The organism is bacterium (assembly GCA_019912885.1).
Taxonomy (GTDB): Bacteria; Lernaellota; Lernaellaia; order JACKCT01; family JACKCT01; genus JAIOHV01.
This window is the reverse complement of the sequence record JAIOHV010000005.1, coordinates 1-22,379: the sequence shown is the minus strand read 5'-3', so window position 1 is coordinate 22,379 and position 22,379 is coordinate 1. Positions and strand designations below refer to the sequence as shown.

Below are 22,379 nucleotides of genomic sequence, written 5' to 3'. Positions count from 1 at the left end.
ACACGGAATTCGATGACGACCTGTCGGACGACGACGTGGATGACGACACCGACGGCGCCAAGCCGGACGATGACGACGCGGACGACGACACGCTCGATGATGACGACGACACCGATTCGCCGTTCCCGCTAGCGCCGGATAACGACGACGACGGGCTCGGCGCGATCTCGGGCGGACAGGACGGTGGCTGCGGCTGCGGCTGTTAGTCGGATCCGGGGGGTTGGCCGAATGGGACCGGCGTGCCAGGACGCCGGTCCTGCCGCATGCGGAGCGTTTTTCGTTTGACTTTTCCCGCGCCCGAACCGATAAAGATGCGGAATTCCGTTCCTTTTATTTCATGGAGGCGACGATGCGAAAATTCGGTATCGGCGTGGCGGCTTGTTTGATCGCGCTGGGTTTCGCCTGGCCGCAAACGGCTAACGCGCGGTCGCGCGGCGGCAACTCCCACCTGATCGGCGGCGGCTTGCAATTGTCGATGTTTCAATTGCAGGGGGAGGCCGAAATCGAACTCGAAGCGCAGACAAACCAGGGCGACAAGATCACGCTGAAGAGCGACAGCGTCGATATGGAAAGCGACGGCACCGTCGGCTTCTTCCTCGTCTACCAATACATCGCCCCCAAGGGTTATTTCTTCGGCGGCGAGCTCGTGCTCCACACCTACAAGGGCAAGCTCAAGGGCGACCTGAAAAAGGACGACATCGAATACGAGGTCGATGCCGACTATGAGCTGTCGAGCACGCGTTTCGGTGGCGTCGGAGGCTACTATTTTCAGCCCGGACCGCTGCGCCCCTACGTCATGGGCGGCCTCGGCATGAACATGAACGAGCTCGATGTCGAGGACGTCGAGGAGGATAACGCCACGGCCTTCAGCTTCAGCGCGGGCGGAGGCGTCGATTACTTCGGCGGCGGCGGCTTTGTCGGCGGCGGCGGCGCGCGCATCGACCTGTATTTCTCCGAGGAATACGAAATCGACGGCGGCGTCGGCGACTTCACTGTCACGCCCAAGCGCATCCCGTTCATCTTCTTTGGGAAGATCGGGTACAACTTCGGCTAAAGGGGCAAATCCGACGGTCCAGCGGCCGTTTCGGCCCTGGGCCGTCGCGCCTTTGAAGGCGGCCGTTTCTTGACAACCGGAGGCCCGCCGCCTATAAGCGATCAAACTTTCCGCGAATTGTTGACAATTCGATCGTTGATGCCGCGGCCGTTTCGCCCGCCCTGTCCGGGTGATCGCGCCTGCGGCCGATCCGCCCGCGCCAGGCGCGCGAGCAGGGGGCCCGCATGAAGCTCGGCATTCGTTTTCTCGTCGTCGCGATGACGCTCGCGTTCGCCGTCCCGGCGATGGCGCTCGATAATCCGCCCAAGGATAGCGGGATCGTCATCTGGGTGGCGCCGCAGGTTCACCTTCACGATTTCCAGGCCGATATCGAGTTCGACGACGCCGCGGGAACCGGCGACGAGTTGCTCGAGGAAGAAATGAAAATCAACCAGACCGCCGGTCTGGCCTTCAACGTCACCTACGTGACGCCGAGCCCCATCTTCGTCACGCTCGAATTCGCGCATCATCGCTACTTGCCGCTCGTGGAAAGCCGCGAGCTCGAGGACTTCGACGGCTTCGTCGATCCCGATTCCGACGACAACCAAACGCAGATTCGCATCGAGCAAACGCGCGGCGGACTCATCGTTGGCGCGTACCTGTTCAAGGCGCCCGCCCGGCCTTACATCGCCGTCGGCGGAAACTTCAACCTCGAGCGCCTGGTGGCGTTCGGGCAGAAGATCGACGCCCAGGTTCCCGGCGCGTCGGGCATCCTCGGTGTCGACTACTACGTCTCCGAGCACGTCGCGCTCGGCGCCGCCGGCCGCGTGGACTATTTGTTCGGCGAGGAATTCTCCGACGAGTTCGAAAAAGGCGGCACGAAGCACGACCTGACGGTCACCGTGGCCCGCCTGCCGCTTTTGGCGTCCTTCCGCGTCGGGTATATGTTCTGAAGCCAGAAGATAGAAAATAGAATAGAGCGCGCGAGGGCACGTCGCGCGCTTTTTCTTTTGGCGCAGGCGTTGCCTGCCGGCAACGGCGTTCATTGCCAAACGCGCGTCGTAACCGGCAGCGTGCGGTGAACCCTATTTCCTATTTCCTATTTCCTGTTTTCTGCTTCTCTAAGCGTGTTTCCGCTTCGGCGTGTGCCCGACGGACGATCCGTTGCCGCCTCCCGCCAGGCCGCGTAGCGCCAGCGCCTTTTTCGAAATCCCGGGCGCCCACACCACGCGCGATACCGCGCCGAACGTTCGATACATCTTGTGCGTGTACGGCTGCCAGAACGGGCTCCACGCCGGCTGTTTCACCAGCTCGTGATTGACATGATAGCGGACGCACAAATCGCGCAGGCCGTCGTCGCCATGAACGCGGCCGACGCCGCTCTTTTTCACGCCGCCCCACGGCGTCTCGGGGAAGCCGTGCGTCACGAGAACCTCGTTCACCATGACGGTGCCCGCGCGCAGGCGCTCGGCCAATCGTTTCGCCCGCGCGCGATCACGCGTGAAGATATAGGCGTCGAGGCCGTACGGCGAATCGTTGGCGCGGGCGACGGCGTCGTCCTCGTCGGAAAACCTGAGGAACGGCAGCGTCGGCCCAAACGTTTCCTCGCGCACGCATTCGAAATCGTCGCGGCACTCGTCGAGCACCGTCGGCGCGTAGAATTGGCCCGGTCCCTCGGGGCGGAATCCGCCGGTCAGCGCCTTCGCGCCGGCGGCCTTGGCCGCCTCGACGTGTTGCTCGACGATCGCAAGCTGCCCCGGATCGGTCATCGGTCCCATCGAAACGCCATCCTCGAGGGGATTGCCGACCTTGATCTGACGCACGCGGTCAACCACCTTTTCGAGCACGCGATCGTAGATCGACTCGTGCACGTACGCGCGCTCGACGCTCGCGCATACCTGTCCGGCGTTCGCGAACGCGCCCCACACGAGCGAGCCGACGGCGTGCTCGATGTCCGCGTCGGCGCAGACAATGGCCGGGTCCTTGCCGCCGAGCTCCATCGAGCAGGGAATCAAAAGGCGTCCGCATTCGGCGGACACGCGCTCGCCGATCGCGGTGGAGCCGGTGAAGTTCACGTAGTTCGCTTCCTCGATCAACTTGAACGCGTCGCCGCCCGACATCGGCGTCACCTGATAGAGATCCGGATCAAGCCCGGCTTCGTCGAACAGCTCGCGCGCCTTCAGCGCGATGAGCGGCGTGAGGCTCGCCGGTTTGTGCACGACGGTATTGCCCGCGAGAAGCGCCATGACGATTTCGCCCGTCGGAATCGTGAAAGGAAAGTTCCACGGACTGATGACGAACACCACGCCGTGCGGCTTGTAATGGATGTAGCTGCGCCGGTATTTGGCGAGGTGCAACGGGATCGCCTTGCGCGCCAGGATGCGTGGCGCGCGCCGGCAGAAGTACGCCGTCAGGTCGATGACGGGCATGACTTCCGTTTCCATCGCCTCCTGAAGCGGCTTGCCGTTTTCCCTCGCGATAAGTTCGCAGACCTCCTCCGCGCGATCGACGAGCGCGTGTCCGAAACGCGCGATGACGCGCGCGCGCTCCTCGATGCTTTTTTCGCTCCAGGCGATCTGGGCGCGTTGCGCGCGGCGCATCGCGTCACGTCCCTCGTCGAGCGTGAACGAACGGACGTCCTCGAGCTTTTCGCCCGTCGCCGGATTGAAGACTTCGATCATGCGATCGGCCATGACGGCACCCCCGGTAAAATTGGCAGGAAGAAGCGGAAATCCCCAACGGCATTGTTCCACTTCGCGCGCGGCGTCTCAAGGGGATTGAAGATTGAAAATTGAAGACTGAAGATTGGCGTCGGCCGTGGCGGGGATTCGGACGTCGAACCATAAATCGGTGTATTTCCGGCTCGCGCAGCCGGGAACACGCTCCCGGATAAATCGCCCAAATACCGCGGACGATCGAATGACCGCCCCACTTTCTCGCAAACTTCGATTTTCAATTTTCAATCTTCACTCCCCATCGGCGTCTCGTCGATGTAACCCGCAACCTTCAACATCGCGAGCGACAGCGGAATGATGCGCCGGCGATTCTCGGCCACAAAGCGGTTCAAGCCTTCGATCGGCACCATTCGAATCCCTTCGTATTCGTCATGCGGCGCCGTTTGGGCGAAGTGCTCGATGTCGGTGGCCGAGAGTTCCGTGCGCAGCTCGATCGCGATGTCGAACGTGCCGATGCGGCTGTCGAAAACAAGTGCGAACGGCTGCACGGCCGTGATGTGATCGCGCGCGACACCGACCTCCTCGAACAATTCGTCGAGAATCTGCGCGCGGAAGTCGATCGTGCCGTTTTCCGCGCGGTGCGCCGCGTCCACGACGCCCGACGGCACAAGTTCGAGCATCCCCGGGTATTGCCAGACGTGCTTCGCGCGGCGTGCCAGGACGACGCGGCCGCCCGCGACAAGCAGCCCGGACACGCCGAGGCTCGCCGGAACCGCTCCGCCGGGCGCCAGTTCCGGCTCCTCGCGCAACGCAAGATATTCGCGATAGCGCATGTACCGCCCGGTCACCCCGCCGTCCCGAAAAGCCTCGACCGTAAAAAGCGGTGCGTCGAAAGCGTGCGGCCGGCGGGCACGTTCGGCCTCCCAGAGTTCATCGATGCGGCGCGCCGTCTCTTCGCCGAAATGGAAATCGTCATCGCGCGCGCGCACGACAAGATCGGAGGTCACCGGCCAGATCTCGCAGCCGGCGATCGTTTCGCGGGGTTCCATGCGAAGAGGGTTCGCGGACATACGGGCATTTTGTCGATTTCCGCGGCGGGCGTCGAGGAGGAACGATCGGCTCGACAAGAAAATCCCTGAAATCCACCGAATTTACGGATAGGACTTACGCGTCGCCGTGCAGATACGCGATCGCATCATCGAGTCGCGCGATGAGGCCATCCGGCGCGAAGCCGCCGAATTCGCCGCGTCCTTTTGGGTCGAGCGCGAGCACGCGCACGCCCGCGGCGCGCGCCGCCGCGATTCCGGTGGCCGCGTCCTCCACCGCGAGCGCGTCGCCCGGCGCGACGGCCAGCATCGCCAAGGCGGCCTCGTACACGCGCGGGCTCGGTTTGCCATCCGGCGCGTCCTGGGCGGCGGCGATCGCATCGACGAACCGCGCCAGATCGTGCCGCGCGCAAAACGCCTCGGCCACGGCGCGCTGCGCGCTCGTGACGATCGCCACGCGCACGCCGTTGGCCTTCGCGAACGCGAGCAGCTCCCGCGCGCCCGGGTTCGGCCGCGCACCTTCGTATTGGGCGTCGATCGCGCGCTCGTACTCGAAAAGCAGGGCGTCGGCGCCGCCTTCGATGCCGTGGTGCTTCGCGAGAAGCGCCACGATTTCGGGCAGCGTCGGTCCGATCAGCGAGAAAAATTCCTCGTCCGAACCCGCGACGCCATGACCCCGCAGAAACGCGTGGTACGCGGCCTTCATCGCGCCGAGGCTATCGGCGAGCGTGCCGTCGAGATCGACAAGCAGCGCACGGTAGCGAAGGGGGCGGGCGCCGTCAGGCATCGCCCGGTTCCGCGTCGCGCTCGCGCACACCGTCGCCCGCGAGGATGTCGCGCGCCGCGCGCCGTCCCTCGATACGCGCGAGCCATCGCGGATGCGCGCCCGGCCGTTGCTTGCCGGGGCGGAGAATGTCGATGTTTTCGCCCTCGCGCAGGATGTCGCCTTTTTGGATGTCGCGCGTCGCCTGAACGCACCGCCGTGCAAACGCGTGCAGCTCCTGCTCTTCGGGCAGGACGACCTTTTCGCCGGATCCCCGCATCGCCTCGGCGGCGCGAATCGCCGCGACCATCTCGACGAGCTCCGCGTCCGTGATCGCGAAGGCGTGATCGGGGCCGGGGAGACGGTTGTGCAAGGTGAAATGTTTTTCGATCACCTCGGCGCCGAGCGCCACGGCGGCCACCGGCGCCCACGTCGGGTGACGGCTGTGATCCGAAAGACCGACGCGCACGCCGAATCGTTCGCGCAGGCCGGGGATGGCGCGCAGATTCATGGCGGCATGCGGCGCGGGATATTTCGCCGTGCATTGCATGAGCGTCAGATCGCTTCCACCGGCGTCGCGAAAGGTTTCGACGCTCCAGGCGATGTCCTCGTCGACGCACGCGCCGGTCGAAAGCACGAGCGGCTTGCCGGTTTGGCCCGCGGCCTGGAGCAGCCGCGGGTGGCTGATTTCGTACGAGGCGATCTTGTGGCGTTTGACGTGGGGGTCGATGCGCGCAAGATCCTCGACCGAAAACGGCGTGGACATGAACTCGATTCCCTGCCGCGCGGCGTGCGCCGCGAGCTCCGGGATCATCTCGTACGGCATCGAGAGATCGCGAAAAATCTCCACGATCGATTCGCGGATGCCCGCTTCGGAGAGGTAGTCCGAATCGCCGGCATTCGATACGTAAACCGTTTCCGGTCGGTAGGTCTGAAATTTCACGGCGTCCGCGCCGGCGCGAGCGGCCGCGTCAATGAGCGTCCTGGCCATGTTCAGGTCGCGCGCGGGCGTGCCCATGCGCCAGTTCGATCCCGCCTCGGCGATGATGAAAACGGACATCAGGCTTGCTCCTTTTCCAGCACGTCCATCGCGGCGCGCATCGCCTTTGCGTACAACGGATGCAGCTCGCGTTTCAGGCGGTCAACGGCCGCGTCCAGGGATTCACCCGGGGCGCGCGCCGCGTCGATCGAAAGATCGCAAAGCACCCGCCCCGTGTCGTATTCCGCCTCCATTTCGTGCGCGGACAAATGGATGCGCTCGCGCGCGTCCAAAAGCGCCCGCTTCACGGGCTCCAGCCCGCGGTATTCCGGCAGCTTGCCGCGATGCAGGTTGATCGTTCCGATCCGCGCGCGCGAAAGAATTTTCGGCGGAATCCTGAACTTCCAGTTGCAGGAAACGATGTAATCAAACGGTCCGATGCCGTCGAGCTCGGGGAATTCGGCGGCTTCGCGAAACGTGTCCTTGACCGCCATCGGAATCCCGCGCCCGGCGCAGAAGTCCCGAAAGCGCGCGTAGTCCTCGCGCTCGCCTCGTCGCGGATCCTCGGACGTCGGTTTGCGGCGGTGCGTATAGACGATGGGTATGCGGATTTCGGGATCGGCGGCGAGATCGGCAAGCACGCGAAACCCCGGTTCGCGTGCGACAAACACGATGACATCACGCATAGGGGTACGTGCGCGCGCGCCGGACCTTTTCCGCGGGCCAGGCATCCCAGTCAATCTTTTCATACACGGTGCGCCGGGAAAAATCCTGCGGGATACGAGGCGCAATTCCCTTGCGCAGGGCCGGCATCATCATGCGAAGGATGATTTCCTCAAGCTCCATCGCCTCGTAATAAAGCTCCGTCGCGGTCGCCGCGCGTGGATCGAGTCGGCCCACGAGCTGCGCGAGGAGGGGGCCGGTGTCCATGCCGCCGTCGAGCCAGAACAGGCTGACGCCCGTCGCGGGCCGGTCGTGGAGGATGGCGTTCGCGATCGGCACGGCGCCCGCGCCTTCCGGCAGAAGGCTCTCGTGGATTCCGACGACGGGACACACGTCGAGCATCGGCGCCTTGTACATCTGCTGCCAGCCGAGCGAGAAGATGAAATCGGGTTTCAGCTCGCGCATTTGTCCGATGTGATCGTTGATGTTGCCCTGGACCACCGTTGTCGGTACGCGGGCCGCGAATGGAAAACGCGAATCGTCCACCATCGCCACGCCCTCCCAGCCCGGCGACCGTTCGCCGCGCGTGTAGAACATGACGATTTCCTCTCCGAGGTCAGCGAGCACCTGCGCATTCGCGTATGTGCTCTCGATGCCGCCGATGACGATGACGCGCGCCATCAGCGTTTGATCTCGCGCACCAGGCAAAACGCCTCGGCGTATTTCAGGCCGGCCTCGAAGCCTCGTTTTCGTGCGAGCGCGTCGAGGCCGCCGGCGCTGCGCGGATGCGGCGCGTCGCGGCGCTCCGTGCGATAGGCGTCCATGGCCGCGAGTTTCGCGCCGAACGTGGCGGCGACGTCGACATAGACGTTCGGCGCGAACGCGCGATGCGGATCGGGCGCGGCCCGCTCGGTGGAGGACGGCACCTCGAAGGTATAGAGCCGCGCGGGCGCGTGCTCGCCGGGGTTGACGCGCGCGGCCATCATCACCGCGTCGAACACGATGCCGTGATCCCAATTGTAGTCGCCGGGGTGGTGCGTAAAGAGCGTATCGGGCCTGGCCTCCTCGATCACGCCGTCGATGGCGTGAGCGATGTCCTGCCGCGCCGCCGTATCGAGGCGATTGTCGGGGAAATCGAGGAATCGGCAACTCGCGAATCCCAGGATGCCGGCGGCGGTTTTCGCATCGGCGCGCACCGCTTCCTGCGCGGCGCGAATCGCGCCGGACTCGGCGGAGGGATCGGCGTATCGGCCGGCGACGCCGCCGGTCACAAAGAGAACATGCGCCGTGGCGCCCTCGCGGACGCGGCGCGCGATCGTCGCGCCGCAGCCGAGCACCTCGTCATCCGGGTGCGCGGCCACGACCAGAATGGTCTTCGCGTTGTCGCTCATGGAGGTAAAAATTAGCGCCTTGCCGACGGGGTGTCTATCGCCCGCGCCCGCGCGCGCGCCTGAATCGGCGATGGACACGATGGACATGGTGGACCGAATGGACAGGATGGACGCGCGACGAACGCCCGCCGCGGCGAAGTCATTTCTCATTCGCATCTCGAAACTCGCCATCGGATCGTGCATCATCGCAAGCCGATGCACGGGATTCGCCAGGCCGTTTTAGCCGTCGCCGGATGGGGCGACCGATTCGCCGATTGGTGGGACCGCGCCGGGCGCCTCGTGCGGGCCTCAATTCTGACCGCCGCAACCGCGCTTCTCGTTTTCCTTTGTGCCGTCCGACTCACACCGATGTTTCGCGAGGCGCTGGCCGACATGGGCGGCGCGTCGAGCAAGAAACTTCAGTTCGACATCCTGTATTTCCTGACCTGGCTTGAGATTCCTCTTTTCGTCGGCGTCGCGACTGCGATCGCGACGATCATGGCTCTCGCGATTCGTCCCTCGCCGCGGCGGGCATGGATCCGCGGGCGAGCCATTTGGCGCCGCCTCGCGATATTCGCCGGCGTCTGGGCTTTGCTCGCGTTTGTCATGATCGTCGTGCCCATGATGGAGCTGTACGACACGTGGAACCCGGCGACGCTGGCGGAAGCGTTTCATCGCCAGCAGACCGAGGGCTGGAACCGCAACATCTGGGATCCGGACGTGCTGCGCCAGGTGGGCGCGATCGCCTGGCCACCGCTGCCGTATCTTTCCGCGACCTTCGCGACAGCGTTCGGCTTTGCCGTTCATTTCGCCCTGCGCCGCATCCCGCCGTCGCCGAGGTGGCGACTTGCGCCGCTTTTTCTCGCGGGAATGAGCTGGCCGATTCCCGCCGCGTGGTGGACGGCCATGGCCGCCGCGTTTCCGTCGCGCTGGTGGACTCCCTTGAGGCCGATATTTCTGGCGATCAGCGCCGTCATCCCGATACTCGTTTTGGCAGGAAACCAGCCGACCTACATGCCCTATACCGGGCACGCGATCGGACGAACGCCGCGCCTGTCAATCCTCAACTCCAACATGGCCAGGGACGAGCTCCGCCAATGCCTGGATTCTTATCAGGCGGTTCCGGTGCCCGGTCGCGATGAGGCCCTTGTCAAATGCCTGGACGGTATCGGCCTGGTGCAAAGGCGCGGCGACGCCTGGTATTACCGGCTCGCCTTCACCTACGGCGACGCCTGGAACGAGGCGTCGTACGACTTCGACGCGAGGCGCGCGTATCTCTACGACGGCTACCGCAAGGTCCTGCATGTGCTGGACATCGACGCGTGGCGCGAGATTGACCGATATGTCATCGACGAGAAGACGGTATCGCTCGGCTCGGACGGCCTGCGCCAAGCGATTTTGCCCGACGAGAACCTGCTCGTCGTCGGGCAGCGCCCCAACACGTCTTTGATCACGATTGACCTCACGACGGGCGGCACCATCGCCTCGCGCGAGCTTTCCGTCCCGGGCGACGAGTTGTGGCGCATCGTAGGGGATGCCAGGCGGGGGCAGATCCTCGTTCTGACACGACGGTTTCTCTTCGCGCTTTCGCCGGACGACCTGTCGACCATCCGCACGATCGAACTTCCCGGCGACGCGTTCGAAATGATCCACGACCGGCGGCGCGACCGCCTGCTTGTGGGATTCGCGCGCCTGGGGCGGGTCATCGCCTACGACCCGGCGACCTTCCTCGAGGTACGGAGCGCGCCCGCGCCGCTGGCGATCCGCGCGATGGCAATCGACGAAACGCACGACCTCGTCTTCTTCAGCTCGTTCCTCGGCGTCATCGAAACGCGGCGCGGCGAGGATCTGGCGCGTCTGTCGCGCCGGCGGATATTGCCGTGGATCCGCGACATGGCGCCGCTGCCGGGCGCAGGCGTGATGGTCGTGACATCGGGATACGCGGAGCCGGTCGTGTGGGATTATCGGCACGCTCCGCATCCGTTCGATTTCGCCGACGCGGTCCTGCGGATCGTGGAGTACGCCGCGCGCTTTGCGATCGAAGCCGACATCATGTCGAGAATCGCCCCTAACGATTGGGCCACACCGGGCGATTCGAGTCCGCCATCGAGTTGATTTCGACGCGCCGGTTTCGATTGACAGGCGAGGCGAAATCCCTATCATTGCGCGTCCTTTGGGGGATCAAGCGCGCTCGTTCGCGTCACGTCCACGGGAACCGCGACCCGACGGAAGCGGCTTTGAAGAAGTTTCATCGAAGACGAGGTTTATCGCATGGCAGGAGTACGCGTTCGGGACAACGAGCCGATGCAAAGCGCGATCAAGCGCTTCAAGCGGCAGTGCGAAAAGGCGGGGATTCTTTCGGAAGTTCGCAAGCGCGAATACTACGAAAAGCCGAGCGTCCGCCAAAAGCGCAAGGCCGCCGCGGCCCGCAAGCGCCTGCTGAAAAAGCTCCGCAAGCTCGACACGCGTTAATCCGCCGCGGCCCGGGCCGCCCCCGATTCGAAAACGGCGACGAAGCTCGACCGCCGCGCGCATCGCGCGGCGGTTTTCCATGGTGCGCCATTCACAATCGTCCTATTGGACGACGTAGCCGTTCGTGCGAAATTTGGCGGCAACGAACCTTATGATCCGCCTGTCGTGTGAGATTCGGTGGCGAGGAACCTTGTGATCCGCCTATCGTCGGCCCGTGGAACTTTGCCCATGCCGGGTAGCGACGCCTTGGGGCGCGAAGCCGGGACGGCCGGTGACGGCGCCCTCGCGGAGTGGTGGAACAGGCAGCGCTCGCCCACGCGCGTGCCGATCCTTTTGGCCGCGTCGATTGCCGTCCTTTACGTTAGCTCCAAGCGGCTTCTCCCCCTCGTCCATCAAGCGCTCCACGAACTCGGAACCGTGGGCAGCGACGATTGGGATCTGCTTTATCTGCTTACCTGGATCGACTTCCCCGTCATGGTCGGCGCGATGCTGTTTCTTGCGTCGGCGGCGGCGTTTACCGTCCGCTCCGGCGCCAGCCCCCGTGCGGGCGGCCGGCCCTTTCGTATCGCACGGTTCGCGACGATTTTCGGCGCGACGTTCGCGGGGCTTTCGTTCGCCCTTATCGTTCTGCCGTCACTGGCGCTGTACGACATCGCGCCGCCGCCTGACGGCGCCGGGTCAAGAATCATCGAGTGGCCGAATCGCGCTTACGTCGTCGCGGCGGCGGTGACGGCGTTCGCCTTTTCGATTCACATCGCGTTTCGGGCCGTTCCTCCGTCGAGACGGATTTCTCCGGCGCTTCTGGCGCTATTCGCGTTGCCGTTTCCGATCCCCGCCGCGTGGTGGCCGGCCGTCGCGGGCTCGTTTCCGTCGCGGTGGTGGAATTTGTGGCGCCCCGTGTTTTTGCTCGCGAACGCGGCCGTCCCGCTTCTGGCGATCGCCGGCCATCAGCCGGTATTCCATGAGGACAATCCATTCCCGGTCGGAACGAATCCGCGGCAGCGAATTTTCAATCATCCTCAGGGACGGTACGAGCAATATCACACCTGCCTTCACTCCTATCAGGCGCTGCTGGTGCCGGACCGCCCCGAGGTGTTGCTGTCGTGCCTTGGCGGCCTGAATCTGGTGACAAAGTTCGGTGGACGCTGGCATCGCGATCTTCTGGCGCCTTACATGTTCACATGGGACGAGGCCGCTTTCGATTTCGAGCGCGGCCGCGCTTGGATTCTCGAAGCCGATTACGTCGCCCGGACCAACACGCTCCATGAAATCGACCTCCATTTGCCCGGCGAGATCCGCGCGATTCCCCTCGACATCGACAAGACGGGCATCCCGAACGGCGAGACGATCCGAATGGTGTTCATGACCGGGCGCGGCCTTCTGGCCGCTTCGCATCGGCGCCAGGGAACGCTTGCGATCATCAACCCCGAAACGGGCGAGATCCTCGCGGCCCGCGACCTGTCCGAGGGGACCGACGAACTGTGGCGCCTGATCTGGAACGGCGATCGCGGCGAGCTTTACGTCCTGAAAACGCGCCGGCTGCTTGCGCTCTCGCCGGACGATCTGTCGACGATTCGCGCCATCGAATTGCCCGATCGGGCGTACGACATGGGATTCGATGAGCGGCGCGGCCGTTTGCTGATTGGATTCGCCCGCCTGATGCGCATGGCGGCCTACGACGCCGCGACCTTCGAGGAGCGCGTCCGCGCCAACGCCCCCGCGGGCGTCCGGCCGATCGCGATCGATCCGGTCAACGACCTGGTGTTCGCGGGGGCGGTGACGGGCGTCATCGAAACGCGACGCGGCGAAGATCTGTCGTTCGTGAATCGCCGGCGTATCTTGCCGTGGCCGCGCTACCTCACGCCGGTGCCCCCGACGGGCGACATGATCGTCACAAGCGGGCGCGTCGGCCCCGTGGTATACCGCTACCTGGACGATCCTCCGCTCGACCTTGACGATTGGCTCCTTCGCGTCATCGAACGCTCCGGTCGTCTTTTCATCGGCACGGGAGGTACGCGCTTCGTTCCGGACTGGGATACGGCGGGCGACGGCGGCAACGGCTGAGGGCGCCGGACGCGGATGGCACGGTATCGCCGTTCGTGCGACATTGCGTGCCGATGAGGCGCATTCGCCCGATCTTTTCCGCCGCCGCGGATTTCCCGTCGAGATTTTCCAGCCGCTGGACCGGCCTTTGCGCCGGCCGGCGCGCGATCGTCCTGGCGACGGCGACCGGTTTTGTGCCGGTGCTTTTCGGCCTGCATTTTCAACCGCTGTTCGCGCAGGCCGCGGCCGAAATCGGTGTCGCCACGAGCGACGATTGGGGCGCGCTCTACTTCCTGACGTGGATCGAGTTTCCACTTCTTGTCGCCGTCCTTCTCGGGATCGCGTTCCTCGCCGCGCTGGTTGTCCCCGCCGCGCGGGGAGCCGATCAAGGCGACGCATCCGGCCATCGCGCACGCTTGTCGATCTTTGGCACCGTCTTCGCGTTACTCGCCTTCGTGCTTGTTTTATCGCCGCCGATGATCCTTTACGGCGCCGCCGGGCCGCCGCGCGCATTCGGCGGCGACAGTTTCGAATGGCCACGCGGACCCTACATCAGGCTTGCACTCGCGACGGCCTTCGGTTTTGCCGCTCACATCGCCGCGCGGCGGTATCCCGTGTCGCAAGACCGCGGCTTTTGGCTCGTGCCGCTTCTGCTTGCGCCCGCGCCCGCCGCGTGGTGGATCGTCGCCGCGACGCTATCGCCCGCGCGATGGTGGTCGATCGCGCGTCCCGTGTTTCTGGCTGCCGGCGCGGCGATTCCGCTTGTCGCGATCGCGGCGCACCAGCCGTCGTTTCCCATCGAAAATCCGTTCGAGATCGGCCGGACGCCGCGCGAGGCGCTGCTCGTCAACACAAACGTCCCGCACCAGGTCGCGCCACGGTGCGAGGATTCGTATCAGGTCCGTCCTCTCCCCCGGACAAACGACGTCCTTTTGAAATGCCTGCACGCCATCGATTTCGTTCGCGAAATCGACGGCCGATGGTATCGCGAACCGTTTGTCCGATATCCGGGTTTTCAGTGGGACGAAGCGGCTTACGATTTCGAAAACCGGCGCGCGTACGTGTACGACGGCGCGGCGAACGTCTTGCACGTCGTCGATCTCAATACGGCGCGCGAGGTCGGGACGCACCGATTCTCGCGAAAAGAGACATTCATCCCGTATGCCGAGACGCTTCGCCTGGCGCTCATGCCCGCGCATGGACTCCTGGCCGTGACGCACCGGCGCGAGGCGTCGATCGCGCTCATTGACCTTGCGCGCGGCGCGGCGATCGACGCGCGCATCCTGTCCGAACGCCACGACGAGCTGTGGCGCGTGATCTGGGACGAAAAGCGCGACGAACTGCTGGTGCTCAAGACGCGGCGGCTGATGGCGCTGTCGCCGCGCGACCTTTCGACGATCCGTTCGGTGAAGCTGCCCGATAACGCCTACGAGATGACCTACGACGCGCGCCGCGACCGCTTGTTGATCGGCTATGCGCGCCTGATGCGCGTTTCGGCCTATGACCCCTCCACGTTCGAGGAAATCGCGTCGGCGGACGCGCCCGTGGGCGCGCGCGCGATCGCGATTGACGACGCGAACGATCTCGTATTCGTCAGCTCAGCGACGGGCGTCATCGAAACAAGACGCGGCGAGGATCTGTCGTTTGTAGGCCGGCGCCGGCTCGTGCCCTGGATCCGCGGCATGGCGCCTGTTCCCGCCGCGCGAACGATGATCGTCACGAGCGGCCGCGTGCCTCCCGTGGCGTGGGATTATCTTGCCGGCGACGATCCGTTCGATCCGGCGGACGCGGTGTTGCGTCTCGCGGAGCGCGCCGGGCGGTACGCGATCGCAAGCGGATGGCTTGATCGCCTGGCGCCGGATTGGCGGCGCGTGCGAGGCGGCGGACGGCCGTAATGCACCGGGCCTCGGCGACGCTTGACGCGAACCGCCACACCCCCTTTGACAACCGCGCGTGCCGCCGCCATCGTGCGTCTTGCGGATGACAAACGGCCGCGCGACGATGGCGATTCGCCCATCCGTTATGCCCACGAGGAACCAATCATGTCGGACATCGCCAAGCGCCTTCTCGACGATCTGAAAGGCGCGATGAAGGCGCAGGACAAACTGCGCACATCCGTCCTTCGAATGACGAAGGCGGAACTGAACAAGATCGAAATCGATGGCGGCACGCTCGACGACGCCGGCGTCATCGCGATCCTCCGAAAGGAGATCAAGCGCCGCGAGGAGGCCGCCGAGGCGTTCGGCGCGGGCGGGCGCGCCGATCAGGCGGACAAGGAACGCGCGGAGGCAAAGATCCTCGCGGAGTATCTGCCCGCCGAACTTTCCGACGACGAGATCGAGGCGATGGTGCGCGAGGCGGCCGCCGAGGCCGGCGCCGTTTCGCCGCGCGATATCGGCAAGATCATGAAGCCGGTTTTGACAAGGGCCGCGGGCCGCACAGACGGCAAGCGCGTGCAGCAGATCGCCCTGCGCGTTCTGACCTCGTAACGCATGCCTTACGTCGATATTCTCATCGTCATCGTCGTCGGCGTTTTCGCGGCCAAGGGCTTTTTCAAGGGCTTTTTCAACGAGGCGCTCACGCTTGTCGGCTTCATCGTCGCGTTCTTTTTCGCCACCAACGTCTACGGCGGACTCGGCGGATTCGTCGCGGGCCTGCTTGGCATATCCGCGGGGCTCGCCAAGTTCGTCGCGTTCCTCGCGGTGTTCCTGGCGATCGTGTTCGCGTCCGCCGCGCTTGGCTCGGTCCTCTCACAAGGCGCGAAGGTGCTGGCGCTTTCGGGCATGAACCGCTTTCTCGGCTCGCTTTTTGGCGCGGCCAAAGGATTCATCGCCGTCGGCGTCATCGCGGCGGTGATGATGGAAGGCGCGATATCGCCGGGGCTCGCCGCCGTGGTAAACTCGTCGTTCCTCGCGCCGATCGCGATCGACGTTTTCGACCAGGTGATGAGCGTCATCAACATCTAGTCCGACGGCCGATTCGGCGCCGCGTCTTGGAGCATCACCGTGGGACGCATTCCCGACGAAACGCTCGACGAAATCCGTCGGCGCACCGACATCGTCAAGATCGCGGAGCGGCTCACACAGCTTCGCCGCGCGGGGCGGAGCTTCATCGGGTTGTGTCCGTTTCACCAGGAGCGCACGCCGAGCTTCAACGTCAATCCCGACCTCGGCCTTTTCAAGTGCTTCGGATGCGGCAAGGGCGGCGACGTCATCGGTCTTGTCATGGAATCCCAGGGACTCGATTTCGTGGAAGCGGTCCGGCATTTGGCGGAAGCCGCGGGCGTTCCGATCGTCACCGGCGGGCCGGTGATGCCCAAGGGCGAACGCGAGGCGCTGTTCGCGGCGAACGACGCGGCCGCGGACTTTTTCAAGAAACAGCTTGCCGATCCGGCGGCCGGAAAGATCGCGCGCGATTACATCGAACGCCGCGGACTCGATCCGAACGTCGCGCGGCAATTTCATCTCGGATACGCGCCGCCGGGATGGGACAACTTGCTGCGTCACCTGCGTCAGGCGCGGCACGACGTCGACGCGGCCGAGCGCGCGGGATTGATCACGTCGAACGACGCCGGCCGGCGATACGACCGCTTCCGCAACCGGTTGATGTTCCCCGTGCGCAATCGGGCCGGGAAGATCGCCGCGTTCTCCGGGCGCATCCTCGGCGACGAGGACGAGGCGAAATACGTCAACTCGCCCGAGAGCGCGGTGTTCCACAAATCCGATCACTTCTTCGGAATCGACCGGGCGCTCGAGTCGATCCGGAAAACCGGCCGCGCGATCCTGTGCGAGGGCAACCTCGACGTGATGATGCTGCACCAGTTCGGCTTTTCCGAATCGCTCGCCGCGCTCGGCACGGCGCTGACCGATCGGCACGTCACGCAGCTTTCGCGCCTGGCCGATGACGTCGTGATCATCTTCGACGGCGACGAGGCCGGCCGCCGCGCCACCATGCGCGCGCTCGAGGTGTTCCTGCCCTCGGGCAAGGTCCCCAAGGCGGTCGCGCTTCCGGCCGGCGACGATCCGGATTCGTTCCTGCGCCGCGAGGGCGCGGACGCGATGAAACAAAAACTCGACGCGGCCGTTTCGCTTATCGCCTACGTCGTCGATCGCGTGTTCGGCGCGCAGCCCGACGACCACGAAGGGCGCGCGCGCGCCGCGCAGGCAATGATCCCGATCCTTGCGCGCATCGGCGACGAGATGCTGCGCGATCTCTGGGTGAAAACGGTGGCCGAACGCGCCGGCGTGCGTGAGGATTCGCTTCGGCGCGAGGCGCGCAAGGGCCGGCGCCCGCGGCTGGCACCCCAGGGCGCGACCCGCCGCGCGGATACCGGCGAGGGACGCGCCGATCCGGAGCGGAGCCTTGCGCGTCTACTCGTGACGCACCCGAAATTCGCGGCGCGTTTCCTTGATGAAGGCGTCGCCGATCTTTTCGAGAATCGCGCGTGGCGCGATATCGCGCTTTCGATCGCGCACAACGCCGCGATGGCGCAGGACGACGCCGATCTGAATCTCGCGGGCATCGTCGGCGCGATCGCCGACGAGCGATTGCGCGAGGATGTCGCGGGCTTCGGCCTTGCGGACGACGGCCTTTCCGACGCGGGCGCGGCGGAGGCATTTGACGATTTCGTCGCGCACATCAAGGCGAGAAAGGCGCGCGCGCGCCTCGCGGATGTCGACGCCCTGATGCGCCAGGCGGAAGCGGGCGGCGACGCGGTGAAATCGATGGCGCTTGCGCACGAGCGGCTTGTGCTGCAACGCTTGCTCAAGGACGCGCCGTTTGGCAAGGATGGTCAAACGCACGGATAGAATAAGATGATTTGCACCCGGATCGCGATTAGGCTATGAACGCGATTTGCGGGTTGGAGGGGTGAATGCCCAAAGAGAAAGACATCAAGGAGCTCAAGCAGCTCATCGACCTTGGACGCCAGCGCGGCTACCTCACGTACGACGAGGTGAACGAGCTGCTGCCGTCCGACCTGTTTTCGTCCGAGCAGATCGACGACGTCATGATCATGTTCGACGAGATGGACATCGACATCGTCGACGAGACGTCGCAGGAAAAGCAAAAGCAGTCGCCGAAGAAAAAGGACGACGGCGAGGAGGACGAGGGCGAGTCCGACACGATCGGCAAGACGAACGATCCCGTCCGCCTCTACCTGCGCGAGATGGGCGCGGTCTCGCTGCTCACGCGCGAGGGCGAGGTCGAGATCGCCAAGCGCATCGAGAAGGGCGCGTACGAGGCGATGACGGCGATCCTCTCGTCGCCGCTCACCGGCTACCTGATGGGCATCCTCAAGACGCGCCTGGCCGACGGCACGATCAAGCTGCGCGACATCATCAAGGGCCTCGATGAAGAGGGCGTCGTCATCGACGAGAACCATCTCATCCAGAAGGTCATCAACAACATCGCGAAGATCCAGGCGAACGACGAAAAAATCCTGACGGACATGGCGCAGCTCGCCAAGAAACGCCTGAACCAGACCGAGCGCGGCAACCTGAAAAAGCGCATCAACCGCACGCGCCAGGCGACGCTGAAGATCATCGAGGACATCAACCTCAGCGAGTCGGTCGTCGAGCGCATCATCGACCACCACAAGAAGCTCGACATCCGCATCCGCGCGGCCGAGCGCACGATGGACGACCAGGAACGCGCGCTCAAGTGCACGTCAAGGGAAATCCGCGACGTCGCGCGCCTTGTCGACAAGCCCGACCGCGCCAAAGATCTGCAGAAGTTTTGCAAGGGCAAGGGCATCTCCGCGGAAACCGCGCCCATGCGCATCAACCTGTGGCGCGAGGCCGAGCGCGCGATCCGCAACACCGAAAAAGAGGCGATGCAGCGCGCGGGCGCGTTGCGCGCCGTCGTGCAGGAGGCGGAGGTCGGGCGCAAGGCCGCCGCCTACGCCAAGGCCGAACTCATCGAGGCGAACCTGCGCCTTGTCGTTTCGATCGCCAAGAAATACACGAACCGCGGCTTGCAGTTCCTGGATCTCATCCAGGAAGGCAACATCGGCCTGATGAAGGCGGTCGACAAATTCGAATACAAGCGCGGTTACAAATTCTCCACGTACGCCACGTGGTGGATCCGCCAGGCGATCACGCGCGCGATCGCCGATCAGGCGCGCACGATCCGCATCCCGGTGCACATGATCGAGACGATCAACAAGCTCGTTCGCACGAGCCGCTACCTCGTGCAGGAGATCGGCCGCGAGCCGACGCCCGAGGAGATCGCCGAGAAGATGGACCTGCCTCTCGACAAGGTGCGCAAGGTCCTGAAGATCGCCAAGGAGCCCATCAGCCTGGAGACGCCGATCGGCGAGGAGGAAGATTCGCACCTCGGCGATTTCATTGAGGACAAGAAGATCACGAGCCCCTCCGAGGCCGTCATTCAGGCGAATCTCGCCGATCAGACGCGCAAGGTGCTCGCCACGCTCACGCCGCGCGAGGAAAAAGTCCTGCGCATGCGATTTGGCATCGGCGAAAAGTCGGACCACACGCTCGAGGAAGTCGGGCAGGACTTCGACGTCACGCGCGAACGCATTCGCCAGATCGAAGCCAAGGCGCTGCGCAAATTGCGTCACCCGAGCCGCAGCAAGAAACTGCGCTCGTTCATGGAAGGGTGATCGGAGCGAGGATAGAGGATTGAGGATTGACTTGAATCGCAACGCTCTGCTGATGCGGTTCCATTCCCCATTCCCGATTCGCCATTCCCAATTTCCGATTGCGTTGACACGCGCGCCCTCCGACGCTAGTTTCCCTTGCCTGCAACGGACGACGCGGGCCCATAGCTCAGTTGGTTAGAGCTGCCGGCTCATAACCGGCTGGTCGTAGGTTCGAGTCCTGCTGGGCCCAATCCTGAAGGGCCGGCAAGTGGTTCAAGCGTTGGTCGGGGAGCCGATGAAAATCGAAGAAGATGACACGAAGGGCGCGTCGGGAATTCCCGATGCGCCCTTTTTTGTCGGGCGGGCTTTGTGCGCGCGCCCACGGCGGATCACGCGCGCGGAGATCGCCGCGTGAAGGTGCGCGACGTCCTTTCCCTGATCGAGGAGCGGTTTGAACCCTCGCTGGCCGAAACGGACGATCCGATCGGCCTTCTCATCGGCGATCCCGACGACGACGTCACCGGCATCGCGATCAGTCTTGATGTCACGCTCGAAGTCGTCGCCGAGGCGGTGCGGCGTGGCGCGAACTGCGTCATCGCGCATCACCCGCTCATCTACCGCCCGATGGCGACGATTCGCGCCGACTCCGGCGCCGGGCGCATCGTGCTCGAGGCGATCCGCGCCGGTATCTCCGTCATCGCCGCGCACACCAACGTCGATTGGGCCGCCGGCGGCCTGAACGATCACCTCGCCGCCCTCATCGGGCTCGCCAACGTGCGTCCGCTTTGGCCGCGCGCGCCGAGAGAATTTCGCAAGATCGTCGTCTTCGTTCCCCCTCAGGCTGAGGACGCGGTCGCCGACGCGATGTTCGCCGCGGGCGCCGGCGAGATCGGCGCGTATCGGAAATGCTCGTTCCGCCTGACGGGCACCGGCACGTTCGTCCCGCAGGAAGGCGCGGATCCGTTCAACGGAAAGGTCGGCGAGCTTTCGCGCGAGAACGAGACGCGTCTCGAAGTGCTGGTGGCGAACGAACGCACGCCTGCGGTCGTGCGCGCGATGATCGACGCGCACCCGTACGAGGAAGTGGCTTACGACGTTTATCCGCTTGCCGCCGAGGGCAACGTTCACGGCGTCGCGCGCATCGGCGATCTTGCCGAGCCGGCGTCGCCCGCGGAAATCGCCCGGCGCCTGAAGTACGCGCTGGGGCTCGAACAGGTGCGCGCCGCGGGGCCGGACCGCGAGGTGCGCCGGGTGGCCGTGTGCACCGGCGGCGGCGCGTTCCTGATTCCACGAATCCCGAACGACGGCGAAACGCTTTTCGTATCGGGCGATTTCAAGTTCCACGACGCCCGGCACGCGGAGCAGCTCGACCTGCCGGTGCTCGATATCAGTCATATCGGCGCGGAGATGCCCTTCGTGGACATCGTCGGAGATTTCCTGCGCGAAAGTTTCGCGGGCCTCAAGGGCGCGCCGGCGGTGCATCCGCTGCGCGTTGAAAAAGAACCGTTCCGCTTACTGTGAGACCATCATGACCGCACTGAGAGACCAACTGTTGATTCTGGGCCGCCTGCAGGAACTCGACGCGAGGATCGACCGCCTGCGCGAGGAAGAACGCCGCCTGCCGGCGATCATCGAGAAGACGCGCGCGAAGATCGCGGACGCGCAGGCCAGGCTCGAGGAGCGCCGCGCGTATGTGAAGGCTTACGGCGAGGAGCGCCGGCGCAAGGAGCGCGAGCTGGAGGAAATCGAGGCGCGCGTCTCGGCCGACAAGGCCAAGCAGATGAACGTCAAGACGAACCAGGAATACCACGCGATCATGAAAGAGATCGCGCAGTTTGAAAAAATGCGCGACGAGCGCTCCGACGACGTGCTGCTGATCCTCGAAAAAATCGAGACGGCCGATCAGGAGGCGAAAAAGGCGCAGGCTCATTACGACGCGACGATGAAGACGATCGACGAGGAAATCGCGATTTACAAGGCGCGCGTCGAGGAGCTGACGCCGGACATCGAGCGCCTGGCCGCCGAGCGCGCCGCGCTCGCGTCCGACATCGATCCGATCCTGCTGCGCCGCTACGAGGGTTTGCGCCGGCAAAAGGCGGGCATCGCGATCGTCGCCGCGGACGGCGGCGTGTGCGGCGGCTGCCACATGTCGGTTTCGCCGCATCTCATCAACAAGTTGCAACGCAATGAGGATCTGATCTTCTGCTCGAACTGCCAGCGTATCCTGTATTGGCAGGGCGAGGCGCGCGTCAACCGGCCGTCCGCCACGACGTGACGGCGGAGGATTGAGGATCGAGGATTGACGATTGAGTGGAATCCCATCCCCAACCCTGTGCGGATTCTTTGGTTGGAACCGCGACCGTAAGGGAGCGGGTCCATAAAACGGCCCCGCGTCGCATCCACCTGTCCATAACGTCCACGCTGCCCATGATGTCCATTTCGTCATTCATTCCCGACCCCATCGCCAAAGGCCGCCACGCATGAAAAACGACGATCGCCGCGACGCGCTCGCGCTGCTTTCCGCCGCGTCGAACAGCGCGTACCTGAAGTTTCTCGCCCGGGACGCGGGGCTTACCGAAAAACGCGCGAGCTTTGTGGTCACGGCGCTCGCCCGGGAGCTCGACCCGGAGTTCGCCTCGGCTTTGGCCGCCGATGACGAAAACAGCGCCGCTTCGCGACTCGCGTCGCGCGACGCCGGCGCCCTGGCCGCGCTTCGATCGCCCGCCGCGCGCTC

The 22,379-nt window shown here is 64.7% G+C and carries 21 protein-coding genes and 1 tRNA gene; 15 read left to right on the top strand and 7 right to left on the bottom strand.

Annotated elements, in window-relative coordinates; all coding sequences use genetic code 11:
* From K8I61_00275 to K8I61_00265, 3 genes are all read left to right on the top strand, one after another.
* A partial coding sequence (locus K8I61_00275) for a hypothetical protein (GenBank protein ID MBZ0270441.1) occupies nt 1–206 on the top strand: 206 nt, incomplete at its 5' end.
* A 143-nt stretch (nt 207–349) separates the two neighbouring features.
* Nucleotides 350–1,054, top strand: coding sequence for a hypothetical protein (locus K8I61_00270; protein MBZ0270440.1), 705 nt, complete (start codon nt 350–352; stop codon nt 1,052–1,054).
* Between the two features lie 224 nt (nt 1,055–1,278).
* Complete coding sequence (locus K8I61_00265; GenBank protein ID MBZ0270439.1) at nt 1,279–1,986, top strand: hypothetical protein; 708 nt, start codon at nt 1,279–1,281, stop codon at nt 1,984–1,986.
* 168 nt (nt 1,987–2,154) lie between these two features.
* On the opposite strand, the gene K8I61_00260 is transcribed toward K8I61_00265, so the two are convergent.
* From K8I61_00260 to K8I61_00230, 7 genes are all read right to left on the bottom strand, one after another.
* Entirely contained in the window at nt 2,155–3,726 is a 1,572-nt protein-coding gene (locus tag K8I61_00260) for an aldehyde dehydrogenase family protein (protein MBZ0270438.1), read from the bottom strand.
* Between the two features lie 266 nt (nt 3,727–3,992).
* Nucleotides 3,993–4,757, bottom strand: a complete 765-nt coding sequence (locus K8I61_00255) for a hypothetical protein (GenBank protein MBZ0270437.1) — start codon at nt 4,755–4,757, stop codon at nt 3,993–3,995.
* 115 nt (nt 4,758–4,872) lie between these two features.
* A complete protein-coding gene (locus K8I61_00250; protein ID MBZ0270436.1) occupies nt 4,873–5,541 on the bottom strand; it encodes an HAD family phosphatase in 669 nt (222 codons plus the stop codon).
* Nucleotides 5,534–6,577, bottom strand: coding sequence for an N-acetylneuraminate synthase family protein (locus K8I61_00245; protein MBZ0270435.1), 1,044 nt, complete (start codon nt 6,575–6,577; stop codon nt 5,534–5,536). Before K8I61_00245 ends, K8I61_00250 begins: the two co-directional genes overlap by 8 nt.
* Complete coding sequence (locus K8I61_00240) at nt 6,577–7,182, bottom strand: hypothetical protein (protein ID MBZ0270434.1); 606 nt, start codon at nt 7,180–7,182, stop codon at nt 6,577–6,579. Before K8I61_00240 ends, K8I61_00245 begins: the two co-directional genes overlap by 1 nt.
* Entirely contained in the window at nt 7,175–7,840 is a 666-nt protein-coding gene (locus tag K8I61_00235) for a hypothetical protein (GenBank protein ID MBZ0270433.1), read from the bottom strand. The genes K8I61_00240 and K8I61_00235 overlap by 8 nt, the downstream gene beginning before the upstream one ends.
* A complete protein-coding gene (locus K8I61_00230; GenBank protein ID MBZ0270432.1) occupies nt 7,840–8,550 on the bottom strand; it encodes a PIG-L family deacetylase in 711 nt (236 codons plus the stop codon). The genes K8I61_00235 and K8I61_00230 overlap by 1 nt, the downstream gene beginning before the upstream one ends.
* 348 nt (nt 8,551–8,898) lie before the next feature.
* Between K8I61_00230 and K8I61_00225 the strand changes: the two genes are divergently transcribed.
* The 12 genes from K8I61_00225 to K8I61_00170 form a co-directional block, all read left to right on the top strand.
* Entirely contained in the window at nt 8,899–10,644 is a 1,746-nt protein-coding gene (locus tag K8I61_00225) for a PQQ-like beta-propeller repeat protein (GenBank protein ID MBZ0270431.1), read from the top strand.
* A gap of 156 nt (nt 10,645–10,800) precedes the next feature.
* Complete coding sequence (rpsU, locus tag K8I61_00220) at nt 10,801–11,001, top strand: 30S ribosomal protein S21 (protein MBZ0270430.1); 201 nt, start codon at nt 10,801–10,803, stop codon at nt 10,999–11,001.
* Between the two features lie 228 nt (nt 11,002–11,229).
* Nucleotides 11,230–13,065, top strand: a complete 1,836-nt coding sequence (locus K8I61_00215; GenBank protein ID MBZ0270429.1) for a hypothetical protein — start codon at nt 11,230–11,232, stop codon at nt 13,063–13,065.
* 53 nt (nt 13,066–13,118) lie between these two features.
* Nucleotides 13,119–14,939 carry a hypothetical protein gene (locus K8I61_00210; protein MBZ0270428.1) on the top strand — a complete coding sequence of 607 codons (1,821 nt, stop codon included), beginning with the start codon at nt 13,119–13,121 and terminating at the stop codon, nt 14,937–14,939.
* A gap of 147 nt (nt 14,940–15,086) precedes the next feature.
* Nucleotides 15,087–15,533 carry a GatB/YqeY domain-containing protein gene (locus tag K8I61_00205; protein MBZ0270427.1) on the top strand — a complete coding sequence of 149 codons (447 nt, stop codon included), beginning with the start codon at nt 15,087–15,089 and terminating at the stop codon, nt 15,531–15,533.
* A 3-nt stretch (nt 15,534–15,536) separates the two neighbouring features.
* Complete coding sequence (locus tag K8I61_00200; GenBank protein MBZ0270426.1) at nt 15,537–16,010, top strand: CvpA family protein; 474 nt, start codon at nt 15,537–15,539, stop codon at nt 16,008–16,010.
* A gap of 39 nt (nt 16,011–16,049) precedes the next feature.
* The gene (dnaG, locus tag K8I61_00195; protein ID MBZ0270425.1) at nt 16,050–17,852 is read left to right on the top strand and encodes a DNA primase; all 1,803 of its coding nucleotides are present in this window, start codon (nt 16,050–16,052) and stop codon (nt 17,850–17,852) included.
* A gap of 65 nt (nt 17,853–17,917) precedes the next feature.
* A complete protein-coding gene (rpoD, locus tag K8I61_00190; GenBank protein ID MBZ0270424.1) occupies nt 17,918–19,666 on the top strand; it encodes an RNA polymerase sigma factor RpoD in 1,749 nt (582 codons plus the stop codon).
* Nucleotides 19,667–19,821: 155 nt separating this feature from the next.
* Nucleotides 19,822–19,895 (top strand) — tRNA-Ile (locus K8I61_00185).
* Nucleotides 19,896–20,056: 161 nt separating this feature from the next.
* Nucleotides 20,057–21,166 carry a Nif3-like dinuclear metal center hexameric protein gene (locus K8I61_00180; protein MBZ0270423.1) on the top strand — a complete coding sequence of 370 codons (1,110 nt, stop codon included), beginning with the start codon at nt 20,057–20,059 and terminating at the stop codon, nt 21,164–21,166.
* Between the two features lie 7 nt (nt 21,167–21,173).
* On the top strand, nt 21,174–21,920 hold the full coding sequence (locus tag K8I61_00175; protein MBZ0270422.1) for a hypothetical protein: 747 nt from the start codon (nt 21,174–21,176) through the stop codon (nt 21,918–21,920).
* 205 nt (nt 21,921–22,125) lie between these two features.
* Nucleotides 22,126–22,379: hypothetical protein (locus tag K8I61_00170; GenBank protein MBZ0270421.1), on the top strand; the 254-nt coding region annotated here is incomplete at its 3' end.